The sequence below is a fragment of the Kitasatospora sp. NPDC032757 genome (assembly GCF_055579305.1).
This window is the reverse complement of sequence record NZ_JBVINN010000027.1, coordinates 93105-111295: the sequence shown is the minus strand read 5'-3', so window position 1 is coordinate 111295 and position 18191 is coordinate 93105. Positions and strand designations below refer to the sequence as shown.

Below are 18191 nucleotides of genomic sequence, written 5' to 3'. Positions count from 1 at the left end.
TAGCCCTCCTGGAGCAGAACCATGTCCCCGATCAGCAGGCGCGGCCTGCTGCGGACGGCCGGAGCGGGAGCACTCGTGCTCCCGCTCGCGGGCCGTACCGCCACCCCGGCGTCCGGCGCCGGCGCCACCACGCCCCACCTGTGGGTCGGCGCCGGCCCGTTCGGCCAGGTCCACGACCCGTCCACCACGCGCCGCCGCTACCTCAACGACCACACGCTGATCCGGGCCGGCGGGCGCTGGCACCTGTTCAGCATCGTCGGCGACAGTGCGCCGCCCGGGCAGGCCCCCGACAGTTCGGCCGAGGTCGCGCTCGCGCACGCCTCGGCGCCGGACCCGTCCGGGCCGTGGACCGGCCATCCGGACGCGCTGACCGTCGACACCTCCTACTTCGGGGAGGAGCACCTGTGGGCCCCACACGTCGTCGAGTCGGACGGCGTCCACTGGATGTTCTACGCGGCGGGCGGGCGCGCCGGGGCGGCGATCAACGCCGCCACCTCCACCGACCTGTTCACCTGGACCAGGCTGCCGTCCGGGCCGCTGTTCCGGGGGAACGCCGCCCGCGATCCGATGGTGCTGCGGATCGGCGCCGAGTGGGTGATGTACTACACCGAGCTGTCCGCCGTCGACGGCCGGCACCAGGTCTGCTACCGGCGCTCCACCGACCTGCTGACCTGGAGCGCTCCCGGCGTCGCCTTCACCGACGCGGCCACCTCCGCGGACGGCGTCTCCGTCACCGAGTCGCCCTTCGTGGTGGCCCGGGACGGCTGGTACCACCTCTTCGTCGGACCGCGGAACGGTTACGAGGGCACCGACGTCCTCGCCTCCCGGGACCCGTTCCGCTTCACCCTCGACGGCTACGCCGGCCATGTGCCGGGCCACGCGGTGGAGGTGGTCACCGACGGGCAGCAGTGGTGGGCGAGCGCCGCCGGCTGGTTCCGGCACGGCCTGTACCTGGCTCCGCTGAGCTGGCAGTCCACCCCGCCGCCCTGGCAGAGCCCGGACAACCCGGTCGCATCCCCGGACGCACAGGGCCGGCTGACCGTGTTCGCCCTCGACGCGGCCGACCGGTCGATGCTGCGCCGGGTCCAGCTCGACCCGGAGGCCGACACCTGGTCGGGCTGGGAGGAGTTCGGCGGCCCGGCCGGCGCGGTGCCCGTGCTGGGGCGCAACGCCGACGGCCGGCTGGAGGTGTTCTCGCTCGCCCCCGGCGGCGCCGGCCTGGACCACCGGGTCCAGCGCACGGACGGCACCTGGTCGGACTGGGAGGGGTTCGGCGGCCCGGCCGGCGCCGCCCCGGCCGTCGCCCGCAACGCCGACGGCCGCCTGGAGGTCTTCGCGCTCGGCCCGGGGGGCACCCTGATCGCCCGCCGCCGCCAGTGGTCGCCCGGCTCGCTCACCTGGGACGCCTGGGACGCGGGCTTCAGCGGCCCGGTGGGCGCGCCACCGGTCGTCGCCGCCAACGCCGACGGCCGGCTGGAGGTGTTCGTGCTCGCGCCCGGCGGCGCGGAGCTGCTGCACCGCTGGCAGACCTCGCCCGGCGGCGCCTGGTCCGCCTGGGAGCGCTTCGGCACGCCGGCCGGCGCCGCGCCGCGGGTGGCCCGCGACGGCACCGGGCGGCTGAACGTCACCGCGATCGCCCCGTCCGGCACGGCGGCCTTCCACCGCCGCCAGTCGGTGCCCAGCGGGGGCTGGGACGACTGGCGCCCGCTGCTGGGCTGGTCCACCGCCTCACCGCTGGCGGCCCCCGGCGCGGACGGCCGGCTGGAGGCGCTCACCCTCGCCCCCGGCGGCGACCGGCTCGCCCACCGCTGGCAGTCGGCGCCCGGCGGAGCCTGGGCACCGGACGACGTGCTCGGCGAGGACTTCGGCGAACCGGGACTGCTGCTCGCCGCGCCGCCCTCGGCCGCGGCCGACCCCACCGGGCGGCTGCACGTCTTCGCGGTGGCCGAGGACGGCCGGCTGCGCACCCGCGTCCAGGAGCGGCCCGGCGGCGGCTGGCGGCCGTGGGCCGCCTTCGGCGACCGCCCGGTGGCGCCGCTGCGCTCGGGGGCGCCGATGCCCTGACGGCCCGTCCGCCCGCTCCCCCGATTCCCCGTCAAGTGGCCTGCGCCACCATACGGTTTATTGTCATGCGCGAAGAGGTAACGTTCGTCCGTCTGGCAACGGTCAGCAGGCGAAACGGGGAGCGGTGCGCGGGACGGAGGAACGGTGAGCGGGATTCTCGTCCACCTGCCGGAGGGGAACGGCGACGACGCGGTGACCTTGCGGCTCGGTCCGGGAGAGCGGGCGCGCTTCGGCCGCGGCTCCGCCGGCACGCCGGTGGAGCTCCGGATCGGCGACGAGACGGTCTCCCGGCTCGCCGGCGAGATCCACGCGACCGACGACCACTGGCAGTTGAGCAACCTCAGCAACACCCACGCCTACCTGGTGGAGAACCCGGAGGGCGCCGGCGAGTACCTGCGGGTGCCGCCGCGGCGGATCGGCGCGCCGATCCCGTTCGAGTTCGCCCGGGTGGTGCTGCCCTCGCGGCGTGAGACGCCGCTGTCCTTCCAGGTGTTCGCGCCCGACCACGTCTACCTGGACCCGCACGCCCGCGGCGGCGGCTCCTGGGAGAGCCGAACCATGACGGCGTACTCCCTGGACGAGACCGCCACCTACTTCCTGGTCCTGGTCGCGCTCTGCGAACCGTGGCTGCGCGACCGCTCCCCCGCCGCCGTGCCCACCACCCCCCAGGTGGTCGCGCGGCTGCGCGGCCACCCCGCCTGCGCCCGGCTCACCGCGCGCGCGGTCAGCTCGCACCTCGACTACCTCGCCGACGAGAAGCTCCGCATCGACATGCCCGACGGCGCGGGCCGCGCGGACCGCCGCAGCGGCAAACGCGAGGCCGTCGTGGGGCTCGCCCTGAAGTTCGGCATCGTCCGCGAGGAGCACCTCGCGCTCCTGCCGCGCCCCGAAGCCGCCGAGGCCGGACGGTAGGGAGGGGCGCCGATGGTGCACGACCTGGCCCTCGGCGGGGACGGCGAGGAGCTGCTGCCGCCCGGCCACCGGGTCGGCGAGTGGACCGTCACCGGGCCCATCGGCGAAGGCGGCTGGGCGACCGTCTACGCCGCCCGCCGGGCCGGGGACACCGCCGGTCCGGACGGTCCGGCGGGTCCGGACGGCCCGGACGGCGCAGGCGGTGTGGACGGCACGGTCGCCCTCAAGGTGCTGCCGACCGCCGGACTCGCCCCCCGCCAGGCCCGCCAGGTCGCCGAAGCCGCCCGCCGCGAAGCCGAGTTGGCCCGCACCGCCCCGCACCCCCGGCTGGTCCGCCTGCTCGACACCCTCGCCCTGGCCGCCCCCGACCACCCCGCGCTCGACGGCGCGATCGTCCTGGTCATGGAACGCGCCCGGTGCACCCTGCGCGACCTGCTCGCCACCGGCGTCGACGAGGCCCGGGGCGGCCGGATCATCGCCGGCATCTGCGAGGGCCTGGCCCACCTGCACCGCTCCGGCTGGGCCCACGCCGACCTCAAACCCGAGAACGTCCTCATCGGCCGGGACGGCGAGGTCCGCCTCTCCGACTTCGGCCTCGCCATCGAACTCACCGGGACCCACGGCCACTCCGCCCCGATGGGCACCCCCGACTACCTCCCGCCGGAACGCTGGAGGGAACCGCTCGGCGAACACGGGGTCAAGGTCCGGACCACCGCCGACATCTGGGCGCTCGGCATCGTGATCCACGAGGTGTTCGCCGCCGGTGTCCCGCCCTTCCCCGGCGCCACCCCCGCCGCCCGCAGCGCGGCCGCCCAGCAGTACGCCGAAGGCCGCGCCGCCCTGCGCCTCTCCCCCGACGTCCCCCCGTTCTGGCGCGCCCTCGTCGCCGACTGCCTCGCCCCGACCCACGCCGCCCGCGCCCCGCACACCGCCGAAAGCCTGCTCGCCCGCATCCGCGCGCGCCGGCCCGGCCGCCGCCACCGCGGCCCACGACCGCGCACCGCCCTGCTCGCCCTCGCCACCTGCGCCACGGCCGCCGCCACCGCTCTCTGGCCGAACCCCGGCCCGGCCGCGCACCCCGCCCGCATCCGGGTCTTCAACGCCGAACGCGGCTGCCAGGACCGCACCGACCGCGACCCGCGGTGCAGCCTCGGCCTCGCCGTCGACCCCCTGCGCCCCTACACCGCCGAGAACGTCATCCCCACGCGCGTCTGGCACAACGACACCCTCGACGCCGACTGCCAACTCCCCACCGGCCTCCCCGTCATCGACGAAGAGGACCGCGCCTCCACCCTCTGGTACCGCATCCACCTTCCCGGCCCCATCACCGCCTGGCTCCCGGCCGTCCGCACCAGGGACCGACCCACCCTCCTCCACTGCCCCTGACCACCGCCGGGAACCCCGGGGCGGACCGGAGCCGGCGAGCCTGTCCGGGGCGAGGAGGTGATCACCCGCGTGCGCCGGTCCACCGGGGACCGTCGCGCACGCTCCTCCGGATCGTTCCGGATTCCCCGCCCCGCACGGCCGCTACTACCTTGTCGACGGCCGCCGGACGGGCCGGCCCGGAATGCAGGGAGCAGCGATGCCGACCACCGCCACCACCAGCCGGCCGAGCGCCGCCGTTCTCGGGCACCAGGAGCGCAGGGTGCTCCACGCGGTCGGCTGCGGCCTGAAGGACGACGAGATCGCCGCCGCCCTCGCCATCCCCGAGGACGCCGTGGCCGGACACCTCGCGCGGATCCTGGTGAAGCTCGGGCTGCGCGACCGGGCCGCCGCCATCGTGCACGCCTTCGACTGCGGAGTGATCGCCCCGGGCTGCGGCCCCCGCACGCAGGTGGGCCCGGTCTTGCGGAGCGCCGCCGGCCGGGCGGCCGGGCCGAGGGTGCGGATCTCCGTGCTCGGACCGGTGCGGGCATGGCAGGACGGGCGCGCCCTGGACCTGGGACACCTGCGCCAGCAGGCCGTCCTGGCGGCGCTGGCGCTGCACGGGGGGCGGACGGTCAGCCAGCAGGAACTGCTCGACGGGGTGTGGGGGTTGGAGGCGCCCGTCACGAACGTGGTGCCGGTCCACATCTACCGGCTGCGCAAGACCCTGCGCATCGGGGACAGCCCGGACTCGGTGATCGAGCACGACCGGTGTGGCTACCGTCTGGTCGCCGGCGCGGCCGAAGTGGACCTGGCGCGTATGGAGGACCTGGTCACCGACGCCGGGACGGCTCATCGGGCGGGCGACCCGGCCGAGGCGGTCCGCCTCTGTTCCCACGCGCTGGACCTCTTCCGCGGGGAGGTCCTGGCCGGCGTGCCCGGCCCGCTCGCCGAGCTGGAGCGGGTGCGGCTCGCCGAGCGCAGGATCACCGTCGCACAGCGGAAGTCGGAGTGGCAGCTGCACCTGGGCCGCTACTCCGAGGCGATCGCCGGGCTGTTCGCCCTGTCCGCGGAGCACCCCCTGAACGAGCAGGTGGCCGCGATGCTGATGCGTGCGCTGTACCGCGGCGGCCGGCAGGCCGACGCCCTGGCCGTGTTCGACCGCACCCGCCGCCGTCTGGCCGACGACCTGGGGGTTCCGCCGAGTCGGATGCTGCGGCAGACGTGCCGGATGATTCTGCGCGGGGACGAGGCCGGGCTCGGCCTCACCGGAGCCACGCCTTGACCGGGCGGGCGCCGGCCGCTCGGGGCGCCCGGCCGGAGCCGCCCGGTGACCGGCCGGACGGGCGGGTCCGTCCGTCCGTCCGTCCGCGACGCGCTCTCATATCGTCCCCGGCCGGCACCGGCAGATCACCCCTGTCCGTGGACGGATGGTCCCGGCCACGGACAGGTGGTGAAGGGATGCGGCCACGGGCCCGGCCGACGGGCGTCCCGTGACTACCAGGGGTACCAGGCGCCGTTGAACCACTGCTCGTTGGCGCTGTCGTTGTGGTGATCCATGTTGAAGTCTTCGGGGTAGTTCTTGACGTGGTTGTTCGGGTAGGTCCAGATGCCGGCGGACTCGTCGCAGACGTAGTCCCAGTGGCAGATCGTCTTGACGGGCACGTTGCCGAAGAACCTGTCGGCGCCGGCGAGCGGGGCGCCGATGACGCCGCCGAACGGCACGGCGCCGCCGTTGGCACCGGGAGGGCCCTGGCGCTTGGGGTCAGCGACGAGGATGGCGTTGACGTTGTCGAACGTCTGCCAGTTCTCGGTGACCCAGGTATGCACCACCCCGGCTCCCAGGGAGTACCCGGCCATCTTGACGTGCTGGCCCGGACACACCGCGCGTTGGTCGCGGACCAGCCGGTTCAGCTCGTTGACGCCGGCCCGCGCGCTCGCACCGTTGGGGATCTGGGTGGGATACCCGACATGCTGCTGGATGTTGCCGTAGAAGCCGTCGTTGTTCCACGAGCTGCCGGTGCCCCCGACAACGATCGTGTAGGTACCCTCGCACGGAGCGGCCACGCGTGCGGCGGCCCCCTGTGCCGTGGCTCCCTGAGCCGCCGTGAGCCCGATCGTCAACAGGAGTCCGGCTGACGCGGCCGCGATCCTTCGTGCTCGCATTCGATCCTCCTCATGCAGGTGGCCTGCGCGTCTGCTCCGATGCGGTACGCGGTCGGCCGAGGTCACCGGACCACCGTGGCAGCGGTCGATGACATCCCGATGACGTCCGCCGTCCGCCCCCCGCGTTCACCGCAGCCGGGCTGACGGTCACCGGGCTCACCGCAGCCGGAGCCGGCCGCGAGGACGGGCGCGGGGGAAGGGCAGGTCAGCGGGCCGGCTCCGGCGGCCAGGCGCCGGCCGCCAGGACGCCGGTGGCGTAGGCGCGGGCCACCAGCGCGGTGCGGTTGGGCAGGTGCCAGCGCCGGCTGAGCCGGGCGAGGTGGTAGTTGACGCCGTCCGGGGTGAGGCCGATCTCCTTGGCGATCTGGGTGGTGGTGGCGCCCCGGGCGGCTGCGGCGAGGATCCGGGCCTCGACCGGGCTGACCTCGGGGCGGGCGCCGGCCTGCGGGGTGACGGGCCGGCCGGCGGGTTCGTCCAGCCGGCGGAGGGAGAGCAGCAGGTTCGGGGTCTCCTCCGGGGCGTCGCTGACCAGGTCGACGGTCATCTCGCCGTGCCGTTCGGTGCCGTCGACGGCCGACCAGGAGACCCGGGCCGGGTACCGCGAGCGGCGGTGCAGCCGGACGGCCTCGGTGAGCGCCTGCAGGGTGGCACTGTCCCGGAGGGCGAAGAACTCGAGGATCTTGCGGTTCCGCAACTGCCCCGGCAGCAGACCGAATTCGGCGGCCATGGCGCGGTTGACGATCAGGATCCGGCCGCCGAACTCGCACACCGCGATGGGCATCGGCACGTGGTCCAGCAGGCGCAGGGCCCGGTTGCGCCAGATCACCGCCGGATCCTGCCGGCTGGCCGCCGGCGGACCGCAGCCGTCGGTCGGTCGCATGTGCAGCTCTCCTTACCGTGGCAGCGGATGGTGCATCAGATCCGACGGTTCGTGGGCAAGCCTCCGGATGGTGCTGGTACTACACAATCATGTAGTGATCGGTGGTGGGCATCCTCCGCGGCGGGCCCAGAGTGGAAGGCGGCCAGAACGTTCCAGCTACGGAAGGCGATTCACCGATGACCGAGACCTTGACCGAGACCATGAACGTCCCCCTGGTGGACATCTCGTCGGCGCCTCCCGTCGCCGCCCCCGTCCTGCGGACCATGGAGCTGGCCAGACAGTACGGCCCCGCCTTCGTCCAGCGGCTGCACGGACTCGACACCCTGATCGTCGGCAGCCTGGACCTGGTCACCGAGCTGGCCGACGAGGAGCGCTTCACCAAGTCGGTCGGTCCGGCGCTGGAGAACGTCCGCGAGTTCACCGGGGACGGCCTGTTCACCGCGTACAACGAGGAGCCGAACTGGGCCAGGGCGCACGACATCCTGGTGCCCGCCTTCGCGCTCGGCTCGATGCACACCTACCACCCGGTGATGCTGCGGGTGGCCCGTCGGCTGATCGACTCCTGGGACCGCCGGGCGGCCGCCGGGCTGACGGTGGACGTGCCCGGCGACATGACCCGGATGACGCTGGACACCATCGGGCTGGCCGGGTTCGGCTTCGACTTCGGCTCCTTCGAACGGGACGAGCCGCACCCGTTCGTGGAGGCGATGGTGCGCTGTCTGGAGTGGGCGATGACCAGGCTCACCCGCTCACCGGACCTCGACCACGGCGAACGCGACGCGGCGTTCCGGCTGGACGCCGGCTACCTGGCCTCGGTGGTGGACGAGGTGATCGCCGCCCGCGCCGGGGGCGGCGACCAGGGCCCGGCCGAGGACCTGCTCGGTCTGATGCTGGGCGCGGTGCACCCCGCCGACGGCACCCGGCTGGACACCGGGAACATCCGCAACCAGGTGATCACCTTCCTGATCGCCGGTCACGAGACCACCTCGGGCGCACTGTCCTTCGCGCTGTACTACCTCGTCAAGCACCCGTCCGTGCTCCGGCAGGTCCAGCAGGAGGTGGACGCGCTCTGGGGCGACCAGGCCGATCCGGAGCCTTCGTACGAGGACGTCGGACGGCTGCGGTACACCCGCCAGGTGCTCAACGAGGCGCTGCGGCTGTGGCCGACGGCGCCCGCCTTCAGCCGGGAGGCGCGGGAGGACACCCTGCTCGGCGGCCGGATCCCGGTCCGCGCCGGGGAGCCCGTCCTGGTGGCGACCACCATGCTGCACCGCGACGCCGCCTGGGGCGACAACCCGGAGCTGTTCGACCCCTCCCGGTTCGACCCCGAGCCGGAGGCGTCCCGCTCGCCGCACGCCTTCAAGCCCTTCGGCACCGGCGAACGCGCCTGCATCGGCCGGCAGTTCGCGCTGCACGAGGCCACCATGCTGCTGGCGATGCTGGTCCACCGCTACCGGCTGATCGACCACGCGGACTACCGGCTGACCATCAAGCAGACGCTCACCATCAAGCCCGACGACTTCACCCTCGCCCTCGCGCCGCGCACGCCCGCTCCCCCGGCGGCCGTCCCGGACGCGCCGGCCGCCCGCAGCGCCGGGGAGCTGCCCGGGCGGGTCCGCCAGGGGACCGGGCTGCTGCTCCTGCACGGTTCCAACTACGGCGCCTGCCGGGAGTTCACCCGGCAGCTGGCGGAGGCGGCCGCCGAACTCGGCTGCGACACCGCGATCGCCCCGCTCGACGCGTACGCGGGCGGACTGCCCACCGACCGTCCGGTGGTGATCACGGCCGCCTCGTACAACGGGCAGCCGACGGACGACGCCGCCGCCTTCGTCGGCCGCCTCCTGGAGGCGGCCGACCACGAGGCCGACGGGGTCGAGTACGCGGTGCTCGGCATCGGCGACCGGACGTACGCGGCCACCTACCAGCGCGTCCCGGCCCTGATCGACGACCGGCTCGCCGCCCTCGGCGGCGCCCGGCTGCTCGGCCGCGGCGAGGCCGACGTCTCCGGTGACCTGGCCGGCACGGTGCGGGCCTTCACCACGGCGCTGCGCACGGTCCTGCTGGAGCGCTACGGGGACGCCGGCGCTCCCGCCGTGCGGCCGAAGGAGGCGGCGTACACGGTGACCGAGGTGGCCGGTGGCCCGCTGGACGCCCTGGCCGCCCGGCACGACATGGCCGAGCTGACCGTGACCGCGGTCGGCAGCCTCACCGACCCCGCCTATCACCGGGTGAAGCGCCTGGTCCGGCTGGCCCTGCCCGCGGGCGTCGGCCACCGGACCGCCGACCACCTCACCGTGCTCCCGGCCAATGACCCGGCCCTGGTCGAGCGCGCGGCCAAGCTGCTGGGCGCCGATCCGGAGACCGTGCTCAACATCGTGGCGCACCGGCGCACCGGTCTCGCCGTGGACCGGCCGCTGACCGTCCGCGAACTGCTCACGCACCACGTCGAGTTGCAGGACCGTCCGACGGCCGGCCAGCGCGCCGAGCTGGCCGCACTCAACCCGTGCCCGCCCGAGCGGGCGGCCCTGCGGGGCGTGTCCGACGACGACCCTCGCACGCTGCTGGACCTGGTCGAGGACCACCCGGCCCTGCGGGAGAGCCTGACCTGGCCGGTGCTGCTGGAGCTGCTGCCGCCGATCAGGCCCCGGCACTACTCGATCTCCTCGTCGCCCTCCGGCACCGGCGAGGTCGAGCTGATGGTCTCCGTGCTCAGCGCCCCCGCCCGCTCGGGCCGGGGCACCTTCCGGGGCGCCGGCTCCGGCTACCTCGGCCGGGTGGCCGTCGGGGACACCGTGCTGGCGCGGGTCCAGCCATGCCGGGAGGTCTTCCGGATCGGCCACCGGACGCCGGTGATCATGGTGGCGGCCGGCACCGGTCTGGCACCCTTCCGTGGCGCCGTCGCCGACCGCCGCGCGCTGCTCGCCGAGGGAGCCGACCTCGCCCCGGCGCTGCTGTACTTCGGCTGCGACGCCCCGGACGCCGACTACCTGCACCGGGACGAGCTGGAGGCGGCCGACCGGGCCGGCGCCGTCTCGATGCGGCCCGCCTTCAGCGAGCGGCCGGTCGACGGGCAGCGCTTCGTCCAGGACCGCATCGCGGCCGAGGCCGCGGAGGTCTGGGAGCTGCTCGCCGCCGGCGCGGAGGTGTACGTGTGCGGCGACGGCGCCCGGATGGCCCCGGGCGTCAGGGCGGCGTTCCGGGAGCTGTACCGGCGCCGGACGCCGGGAGCCGATGAGCAGCAGGCCCAGGCCTGGCTCCAGCACCTGGTCGAGGCGGGCCGTTACGTCGAGGACGTCTACGCGGGCTGAGGCGCACCGGGCCGACGTCCACACGGGCTGACGTCCACGCGGGCGCGGCGGCGGCCACCCGGGCGCCGCCGCGCCGAGGGCCGGCTCCTCCGGCCACCGGACGGTCTCAGTCGCCGTCGATGAGCCGCTGCAGCGCGGGGGCGTAGAGGTCCGCCAGCCGCGCGGGCGTCGCGCGGTTGCCCGCACCCGGGCGGTGCAGGCTCAGTGTCGCTCCGAGGCCGAGCAGCAGGCCGGCGATCAGCTCGGCACGCAGCTCGGCGTCCGGTCCCGGCAGCGAGGCGGCGAGGCGGTCCGTCACCTGGTGGCGGAAGCGCTCGCGCAGCAACGTCCGCTCGTCCTCGTTGCCGAGCGAGAACACGACGCGCAACAGCGGGTCGCCGCGCAGTTCCCGGCGCAGCCGGACCATGGTCAGCACCAGGTGGCGGCCCAGCCCGGCAGGCTCGGCGGCGAGCAGCTCGTCCGCCGCGGGCCGGAAGTCGGCGACGGTGTTGAACAGTTGTTCCTTGCTGCCGAAGCGCTTCACGATCAGCGAAGGGCTGACGCCCGCGTCGGCCGCTATCCCCCGCATGGTGACGTCGGCGTAGGGGCGCAGGGTGAAGGCCCGACGGGCGGCGCGCAGGATCGCGTCGCGCCCGGTTACCTGCTCGTGGCCGGCGTCGGCCTCGGCGTTCGGCTCGGCCGCGCCGGTCTCGTCGGCGGTGGTCATGTGCTCTCCTGGGCCGGGGCCGCGGGCGTCGTCACCTCGACCGTACCGGGTGCGGCGGAGCCGGGGCGCGCCGTCCGGCCCGGGGGCAGGAAGAGCGTCGCGACCAGTGCGGCGGCGGCCATGGCGGCCGCGATCAGGAAGATCAGCAGATAGGCGTGCAGGGTGGGGGCGGTGTGCCCGTCGACGGTGAAGGTGACGTGGGCGAGCACGGCGGTGACCACCGCGCTGCAGCAGGCCTGCCCGACCGAGCGCATCAGCGTGTTCAGCCCGTTCGCCGCGCCGGTCTCGCCGACCGGCACGGCGCGCATCACCAGCGCGGGCAGCGCCGAGTACGCGATGGCGGTGCCGGAGGAGACGACCGTGGCGCCGGCCACGATCAGCCAGAGGCTGTGGCTGGTGAAGAAGCGCACCAGGTAACCGACCACCATGACGGCCGCCGCGAGGGCGAGCGTCGTCCTCGGTCCGTACTTCGCGGAGGTCTTGGCGGAGACCGGGGACAGCGCCACCATCGCCAGGCCGCCCGGCAGCAGGCAGAGCCCGCCCACCACGATCGAGGCGCCGAGTCCGTAGCCGGTCGACCTGGGCTCCTGCACCATCTGGGCGGTGACGAGGGAGTTCGCGTAGAACGCGAAGCCGATGAGCATCGCGGCGACGTTGGTCAGCAGCACGGCGGGCCGGGCCGAGACCCTCAGGTCGACCATCGGCGAGGAGGTGCGGAGTTCGTAGCGGCCCCAGACCAGCCCGAGCAGCACCGATCCGCCGAGCAGGCCGAGGGTGCGCGGCGAGGTCCAGCCCCAGCCGGCGCCCTGGGTGATCGCGAGCAGCAGGCCGACGAGCACGGCGCCGAGGCCGAGGGTGCCGAGGAGGTCGAAGCGCCCGCGTGAGCGCAGGGGCGACTCCGGGACGATCCGGAGCACCAGCGCGATGTCCGCCAGGCCGAGCGCCGCGGAGGCCCAGAACATGGTGTGCCAGTCGAAGTTCTCGACGACCAGCGCCGCCACGGGCAGGCCCACGGCGGCGCCGATGCCGAGGGTGGAGCTCATCAGGGCGATGGACGGCAGCACGCGCTCGGGCGGCAGTTCGTCGCGGATGATGCTGATTCCGAGCGGGATGACGGCGAGGGCCGCGCCCTGGAGCGCCCGGCCGGCGATCAGCACGCCGATCTGCGAGCTCACGGCGCACAGGACGGAGCCGGCGGTGAGCACGCCCAGCGAGGCGAGCAGCACGCGGCGCTTGCCGTACATGTCACCGACCCGGCCGAGCACGGGGGTGAAGACCGCGCCGGTCAGCAGGGTGACGGTGACCAGCCAGCCGGCCGCGCCCGGCGAGCTGCCGGTCAGGGCGGGGACGTGCGGGAGCAGCGGGACGACCAGGGTCTGCATGACGGCGACGACGACACCGCAGAAGGCGAGGACCGGCACGATCGAACGGGCCCGCGACGCCCGCGCGGACGGGGGAAGGGCCGGGGAGGGCGGGCCGGTCTCGGCCGTCACCGGGGTCGTCATGCTGCTCCAGACACTGCTCCGCCAAGGGGTGCACAAGCGTTCACCCATTCCCAGGGTAAACGCTTGTGCACCCCCCTGTCCCGTCCTTGGCCTCCCCCCGGCGGCGGGCCGCGGCGCGAGCGGCGGCGAGGGCGGACCTGGCCGCGCACAGGGCGGGTGCACCCGGCCCCGGCCACCGGAGGAGTCCTCGCTCCCCCGGACCGTTCGACCCCGTCCAGGCCGCTCCCTCCGGCCGCGGGCCACCCGCCCGGACCGCGGGCGCGGACCACGGGCGCGGGTTTCGGCAGCGCGGTTCCCATAGCCGGGACGACGGCTTATGATCGCGCGCATCGCGACGAGCCGCCGACTCCCGTTCGACCAACGGGAGTTCGTTTGAGCTGCCCACAAGGTCCGTAGCTCGGGGGAAACATGCGCTACACGGTTCTTGGACCGCTGGAAGTCTTCGACCACGGCACCCAGGTGCCCATCGAACGGCCGCGCCGGCGTGCGGTGCTGACGTTCCTGCTGTTGAACGCGAACCACCAGGTCTGCATCGAGCAGTTGGTGGACGCGCTCTGGGGCGAGCGTCCGCCGCGCAGCGCCCGCGGCCAGGTGCACACCGCCGTCTCGGCCCTGCGCAAGCTCCTCCCCGGGGCTGCCACCGGGGCCGGGGCGGGGGACGACGCCGGGCCGCTCGCCTCGCTGGCGGGCGGTTACCGCCTGTCGGTCGGGCGGCACGACCTCGATACCATGGACTTCTGCCGGGAGGTCGCGGAGGCGCGGCGGCTCACGGCGCTGGGCGAGCACACGCGGGCCGTCCGGCATTTACGGACCGGGCTCGGTCTGTGGCGCGGCGCCGCGCTCGTCGGGATCGATGCGCCGTTCGTGGAACCGTTCCGGGCCCATCTGGAGGAGGAACGTTTCGCCGCCTTTGAACTGCTGGCGGACATCGAACTCGGCGCGGGGCGGCACCACGAGCTGGTCCCCGAGCTGACGGCCCTGGTGGACCGCTACCCCGCCCGCGAGCGCCTCGTGGAGCAGCTGGTCCTCGCCCTGTACCGCAGCGGGCGGCAGACCGACGCGCTGGCCGTGGCCCGCCGGCTGCGGGCCCTGCTCGCGGACGAGTTCGGGCTGGACCCGGGGCCCGCCCTGGTGGAGCTGGAGCACGCCGTACTGCGCGGCGACCCGGCCCTGCTGGGCCCGCGCCGGCACACGCGCGCGGGCCTCCCCCGGCTCCGCCGGCTCTGCTGCCATCCGGCGCACACCCGTCCGTACCACCCGCGGACGGGCCGCTGACCGGCGCGGCCGCCCCCGCGGTCCACCCGCCGGGAACGCCGACCGGGATTGACCGGGAGCGACCGGATCCGTCCGGAACAGCAGGGCCGTCAGGAGCGCCGGGGCGTGGCGGGCCCCTGGAACAGGTAGGCGATGTCGTCCCACCGTACGACCAGGGCGCCCGCGGCCACGCCCGCGGCGAGGGCGGCCGCCGCCAGGGCGGGGGCCACGTCACCGCCGGGGGCCAGCGCCGCGGTGAGCGCGCCGGCGGCGAGCAGCGAGTTGCGCAGGACGAAGCCCCCGGCGCTGCCGCGGGCGGCGGGCTTCGCCGGGCCGAAGCACCGGCAGTCCGCCGCCCGCCCGGCCCGCAGGGTCGCGACGGTGAACCCGGTCAGCAGCCCGAGCGCGGCCACCGCGCCGGCCTGTCGTACCGTCACCAGCAGTACCACGGTCACCAGTTCGGCGGCGATCACACCGACGGCGGTCGGCAGCCGCAGGGCGGCCGGCAGCCAGCGGAAGCCCGCCAGGTCGGCGGTGAACGCGGCCAGGGCCGCGCGGCTGCGCGCCTTGCCGGTCAGGGCGGCGCCGAAGACCACCACCAGCAGGGCGCGGGCGGCCAGTTGCAGCATCGTCATGCGGTCCTCCTCGAACCGTGGGTCGTACGGTGCCCCGATCGGTTCAGGGACTGCGCGGGCCGCCCGTCGCGGGACATCCGGCGTACGGCGACGCCCAGGGCGGTGCGGCTGGGGACGGTGCCGAAGGTCCGGGAGTCCAGGCTGCGCGGGCTGTCGCCGAGAACGGCGAGGTGCCCGGGCGGCACCGCGGGGCAGCCGTCCGCGGCCTGGTCCCCCGGCATGCCGCTGACCCGCTTCACCAGCCAGGGCGTGTCCCCCGGGGCGCGCGGTCCGTCCGGGACGGGGATGACCACGACGTCGCCGCGGTGGAACACCGTGGTGCGGCGCACCAGCACCCGGTCGCCGTCCCGCAGGGTGGGCTCCATGCTGCCGCCGTGCACGACGACCAGCTCGAAGGAACGGCGCAGCAGCAGCACCACCGCAGCCCCGGCCAGTGCCCCGGCGGCGACGGCCGCCGCGGTCGGGGAGAGCGCGTTCACCGCACCGCCTCGGGTCGGTCCGCGTCGACGCGCGGCACGTCGTCCTGCACGTCGTCCTGCGCGGGCCGCCGGCCGGCCGGCCGGCGGCCCGCGGCGGGGCCGGCGGCGGGCGGACCGTCCGCGCGGTACCCCTCCGCCTGGGCGGCGAACATCTCCGCGTACCGGCCGTCGAGCGCCACCAGTTCGTCGTGGCTGCCGCGTTCCACGACCCGCCCCTCGAAGAGCACCACGATCATGTCGGCCTCGCGCAGCGCGGCGAGCCGGTGCGAGATCAGCAGGCTGGTGCGCCCGGTCCGGTGGCGGCGCAGCGCCTGGTGGACCTGCCGCTCGGCGAGCGCGTCGAGGCCGGAGCTGGGCTCGTCCAGGATGAGCAGCTCGCCGTCCTCGCGCATGAGCGACCGCGCGAGGGCGACGCGCTGCCACTGGCCGCCGGAGAGCGTGACGCCGTCCTGCTCGTCCTCGTCGGTGAACGTGCGGCTGAGCAGGGTCCGGTAGCCGCGGGGCAGCCGCTCCAAGGTCCCGTCGATGCCGGCGCGGCCGGCCGCGGCGCGGATCCGGCCGAGGTCCTCGCGGTGTTCGGGGGCGCCCAGGCCGATGTTCTCGGCGGCGGTCAGGTCGTAGGTCATGAAGTCCTGGAAGGTCGCGCCGATCCGGCGCCGCAGCTCGTCGACCGGCATGGTGCGGATGTCGACGCCGTCCCAGAGGATGCGCCCGCGTTCGGGGTCGTAGAACCGGCAGAGCAGCTTGACCAGCGTGCTCTTGCCCGCGCCGTTCACTCCGGCGAGGCCGACGGCGCGGCCGTGCGGCAGGTGCAGACCGACGCCGCGCAGCGCCCAGGGGCCGTCGGGGGTGTAGCGGAACCACACGTCCTCGAAGGTGATGCCGTCCCGCAGCGGGGCCGGTACGACCGTGCCCTCCGTCAGGTCCACGGGCGAGCCGAGCAGCGCCAGGTAGTGCCCGAAGAGCCGCAACGCCTCCTCCGCGCGCCCGAGTTGCATCACGATGGACGACAGTGCGCCCTGGACGGCGGCGACCGCGGCGGTGAACAGGGTCATGTCGCCGAGGGTGATCCGGCCGACGAGCACCTGCCGCGCGACGACGACGGCCGCCGTGCCCGCGGCGGCCGCGGTGAGCAGGGCGAGCCCCGACTGGACGAGGACGCTGCGGCGCAGGGCGGCCAGGCCGGCGCCGGTCGTCTCGCGGAGCCCGTCGAGCGCGCGCCGGCGGAAGAGCGGCCCGGTGCCGAAGAGGCGGATCTCCTTGGCGGCCCGGGGGTCGATGAGCAGCGTCCGGTAGAAGTAGTACCGCCGGGTGGCGGGGACGATGGCGGCGGCGGTGTCGGCGAGGCCCCGGGAGGTCCGCACGTGGCCGACGACGGAGACCGCGACGCAGAGGACGAGGAGCGCGCCCATCGGCGGCCAGAACACCAGCACCGTGCCGAGGAACCCGGCGATCGTCGCGCTGCTGCGGACCGAGTCGAGCAGGAAGTCGAGGACGTCGTGCGGTGCGCCCTGGGCCGCGGTCTCGGCGAGCCGGATCCGGTCCTGGGTGGCCGGGTCCTCGAACGGGCGCAGCCCGCGGTAGGCGTTGACCCGTTCGTAGAGCCGGTCCTGCACCTCCAGGTTGACGGCCCGGCCGACCACGGCGCCGGTCAGCGCCGTGACGTGGTTGAACACGGCGATCGCCCCGGCGAGGACGGCGCCGGCCGCCGCGAGCCACGCCACCCGGGTGCCGTCGGCCGCGCCGGGGCCGCCCGCGCCGGCGAGGGCGTCGACGAGCAGCTTGGTGACGTAGGCCGTCACGGCGGGGAGCACCCCGGTGAGCAGGGCGAGCAGGAGCTGGAGCAGGATCCCCCCGGGCGAGGCCCGCCAGCCCAGCCGCAGGGCGGCGGCCGCGGTCCGTGCCCGCCCGGCGACCGCCGTGATCACACCGTTTCCCGGACCGCAGCCGGGCGGTCGGCCTGCGCGCGGTGGGCCGGCGCGGGCACGACGTCGGCCAGCTCGTGACCGGCGGCGGTGATGACGCCGTCCTTGAGCCGGAGCAGCGTCGGGAAGGCGCCGACCTGGCCGAAGGCGGCGGTGGCCGAGGACTTCTCGGCGACGACGGCCACCCGGCCGACGGCGCCGAGGGCGGCGGTCATCCGGCGGGTCTCCGGGCTCTCCGGGTCGCCGACGACGAAGAACAGCGGGTCGTCGGCCCCGGTGGCGGCGCCGCCGGCCAGGGAGTCGATCAGCGTGCCGCAGGGCGTGCAGCCGACCATGACGAACCCGGCGAAGGCGTCACCGGAGGCCACGTCGGCCACGGTGAGCTCCTCCCCGGAGGTCGTGACGGCGCTGAACCCGCCGACGGCGGTGCCGACCGCCGGCAGGGCGTCGGGGGCACCCGTGCCGCCCTCCTCCAGCGTCCGCAGCCTGCGGATGACGGCGAAGGTGAGCACGAGGTTGGCCGCGGTGGCGATGCCGAGCACGACGGCGAGGGCGATGAGGGCGGTGAGCATGTCGGTTCCTCTCTGGGCCGTTCCGGGGGCGACAGAGGGCGGGGGCCGCCGGAACGGGGCCCCCGCCCATCCGGTCGTCAGCAGCCGTACGCGACCTTCTTGTTGTACTGGAGGCCGCCGGTGCCCTTGCAGGTGCCGGTGCAGTTGTAGTAGCCGTTGCACATCGGCTGCCACCACCAGCCGCCCGAGCAGTAGCCGCTCCTCGAGGTACAGGCGACGACACCGCAGTAGTCCGGCGGCACACAGGCGCCGGCCTTCTTCTGCTTCAGCACCGCGCCCAGCATCCGGTCGCCGAGTGACGTGAGGGTCCTGGTCATGAGACCTCCTTGTGGGGTGCGACCCGTCCGTTCGGGTCGCCCACCATGCTGTCCGGGCGCTCTCTCCATCGGCTCCTCATCGGCTCTGCGCCCGGAAGCGGCG

15 protein-coding genes are annotated in these 18191 nt (G+C 75.1%); 6 read left to right on the top strand and 9 right to left on the bottom strand.

Going from position 1 to position 18191, the window contains the following annotated elements; all coding sequences use genetic code 11:
* Window positions 1-21 precede the first annotated feature (21 nt).
* The 4 genes from ACZ5WK_RS26345 (at window position 22) to ACZ5WK_RS26330 (ending at window position 5626) form a co-directional block, all read left to right on the top strand.
* Window positions 22-2064 carry a DUF8189 domain-containing protein gene (locus ACZ5WK_RS26345; RefSeq protein ID WP_465550685.1) on the top strand — a complete coding sequence of 681 codons (2043 nt, stop codon included), beginning with the start codon at window positions 22-24 and terminating at the stop codon, window positions 2062-2064.
* A 144-nt stretch (window positions 2065-2208) separates the two neighbouring features.
* Window positions 2209-2976, top strand: a complete 768-nt coding sequence (locus tag ACZ5WK_RS26340) for a serine/threonine protein kinase (RefSeq protein ID WP_405358860.1) — start codon at window positions 2209-2211, stop codon at window positions 2974-2976.
* 12 nt (window positions 2977-2988) lie between these two features.
* Window positions 2989-4362, top strand: a complete 1374-nt coding sequence (locus ACZ5WK_RS26335) for a serine/threonine-protein kinase (RefSeq protein ID WP_465550683.1) — start codon at window positions 2989-2991, stop codon at window positions 4360-4362.
* A gap of 196 nt (window positions 4363-4558) precedes the next feature.
* Window positions 4559-5626: an AfsR/SARP family transcriptional regulator gene (locus ACZ5WK_RS26330; RefSeq protein ID WP_465550681.1), complete on the top strand. Its 1068-nt coding sequence runs from the start codon at window positions 4559-4561 to the stop codon at window positions 5624-5626.
* A gap of 212 nt (window positions 5627-5838) precedes the next feature.
* Here ACZ5WK_RS26330 and ACZ5WK_RS26325 read toward each other — a convergent pair whose 3' ends face one another.
* Together ACZ5WK_RS26325 and ACZ5WK_RS26320 are read right to left on the bottom strand one after the other, a co-directional pair.
* Complete coding sequence (locus ACZ5WK_RS26325; protein WP_465550679.1) at window positions 5839-6507, bottom strand: cutinase family protein; 669 nt, start codon at window positions 6505-6507, stop codon at window positions 5839-5841.
* A gap of 205 nt (window positions 6508-6712) precedes the next feature.
* Window positions 6713-7387: a LuxR C-terminal-related transcriptional regulator gene (locus ACZ5WK_RS26320; RefSeq protein WP_465550677.1), complete on the bottom strand. Its 675-nt coding sequence runs from the start codon at window positions 7385-7387 to the stop codon at window positions 6713-6715.
* A gap of 176 nt (window positions 7388-7563) precedes the next feature.
* On the opposite strand from ACZ5WK_RS26320, the gene ACZ5WK_RS26315 reads away from it, so the two are divergent.
* Window positions 7564-10695 (top strand): bifunctional cytochrome P450/NADPH--P450 reductase, encoded by a 3132-nt coding sequence (locus ACZ5WK_RS26315; RefSeq protein ID WP_465550675.1) that lies wholly within the window; start codon window positions 7564-7566, stop codon window positions 10693-10695.
* Between the two features lie 106 nt (window positions 10696-10801).
* On the opposite strand, the gene ACZ5WK_RS26310 is transcribed toward ACZ5WK_RS26315, so the two are convergent.
* A complete protein-coding gene (locus ACZ5WK_RS26310; RefSeq protein ID WP_465550673.1) occupies window positions 10802-11401 on the bottom strand; it encodes a TetR/AcrR family transcriptional regulator in 600 nt (199 codons plus the stop codon).
* The gene (locus tag ACZ5WK_RS26305; protein WP_465550671.1) at window positions 11398-12906 is read right to left on the bottom strand and encodes an MFS transporter; all 1509 of its coding nucleotides are present in this window, start codon (window positions 12904-12906) and stop codon (window positions 11398-11400) included. Before ACZ5WK_RS26305 ends, ACZ5WK_RS26310 begins: the two co-directional genes overlap by 4 nt.
* Window positions 12907-13314: 408 nt before the next feature.
* On the opposite strand from ACZ5WK_RS26305, the gene ACZ5WK_RS26300 reads away from it, so the two are divergent.
* Window positions 13315-14181 (top strand): AfsR/SARP family transcriptional regulator, encoded by an 867-nt coding sequence (locus ACZ5WK_RS26300; protein WP_465550669.1) that lies wholly within the window; start codon window positions 13315-13317, stop codon window positions 14179-14181.
* 89 nt (window positions 14182-14270) lie between these two features.
* Here ACZ5WK_RS26300 and ACZ5WK_RS26295 read toward each other — a convergent pair whose 3' ends face one another.
* The 5 genes from ACZ5WK_RS26295 to ACZ5WK_RS26275 all read right to left on the bottom strand — a co-directional run bounded on the left by ACZ5WK_RS26295 (window position 14271) and on the right by ACZ5WK_RS26275 (window position 18088).
* Window positions 14271-14795, bottom strand: coding sequence for a MauE/DoxX family redox-associated membrane protein (locus ACZ5WK_RS26295; protein WP_465550667.1), 525 nt, complete (start codon window positions 14793-14795; stop codon window positions 14271-14273).
* Entirely contained in the window at window positions 14792-15274 is a 483-nt protein-coding gene (locus tag ACZ5WK_RS26290) for a S26 family signal peptidase (RefSeq protein WP_465550665.1), read from the bottom strand. Before ACZ5WK_RS26290 ends, ACZ5WK_RS26295 begins: the two co-directional genes overlap by 4 nt.
* Window positions 15271-17202, bottom strand: a complete 1932-nt coding sequence (locus ACZ5WK_RS26285; RefSeq protein ID WP_465550663.1) for an ABC transporter ATP-binding protein — start codon at window positions 17200-17202, stop codon at window positions 15271-15273. Before ACZ5WK_RS26285 ends, ACZ5WK_RS26290 begins: the two co-directional genes overlap by 4 nt.
* Window positions 17199-17771 (bottom strand): hypothetical protein, encoded by a 573-nt coding sequence (locus ACZ5WK_RS26280; protein ID WP_465550661.1) that lies wholly within the window; start codon window positions 17769-17771, stop codon window positions 17199-17201. The genes ACZ5WK_RS26285 and ACZ5WK_RS26280 overlap by 4 nt, the downstream gene beginning before the upstream one ends.
* A 77-nt stretch (window positions 17772-17848) precedes the next feature.
* A complete protein-coding gene (locus tag ACZ5WK_RS26275; protein ID WP_396321152.1) occupies window positions 17849-18088 on the bottom strand; it encodes a hypothetical protein in 240 nt (79 codons plus the stop codon).
* Window positions 18089-18191: the final 103 nt, after the last annotated feature.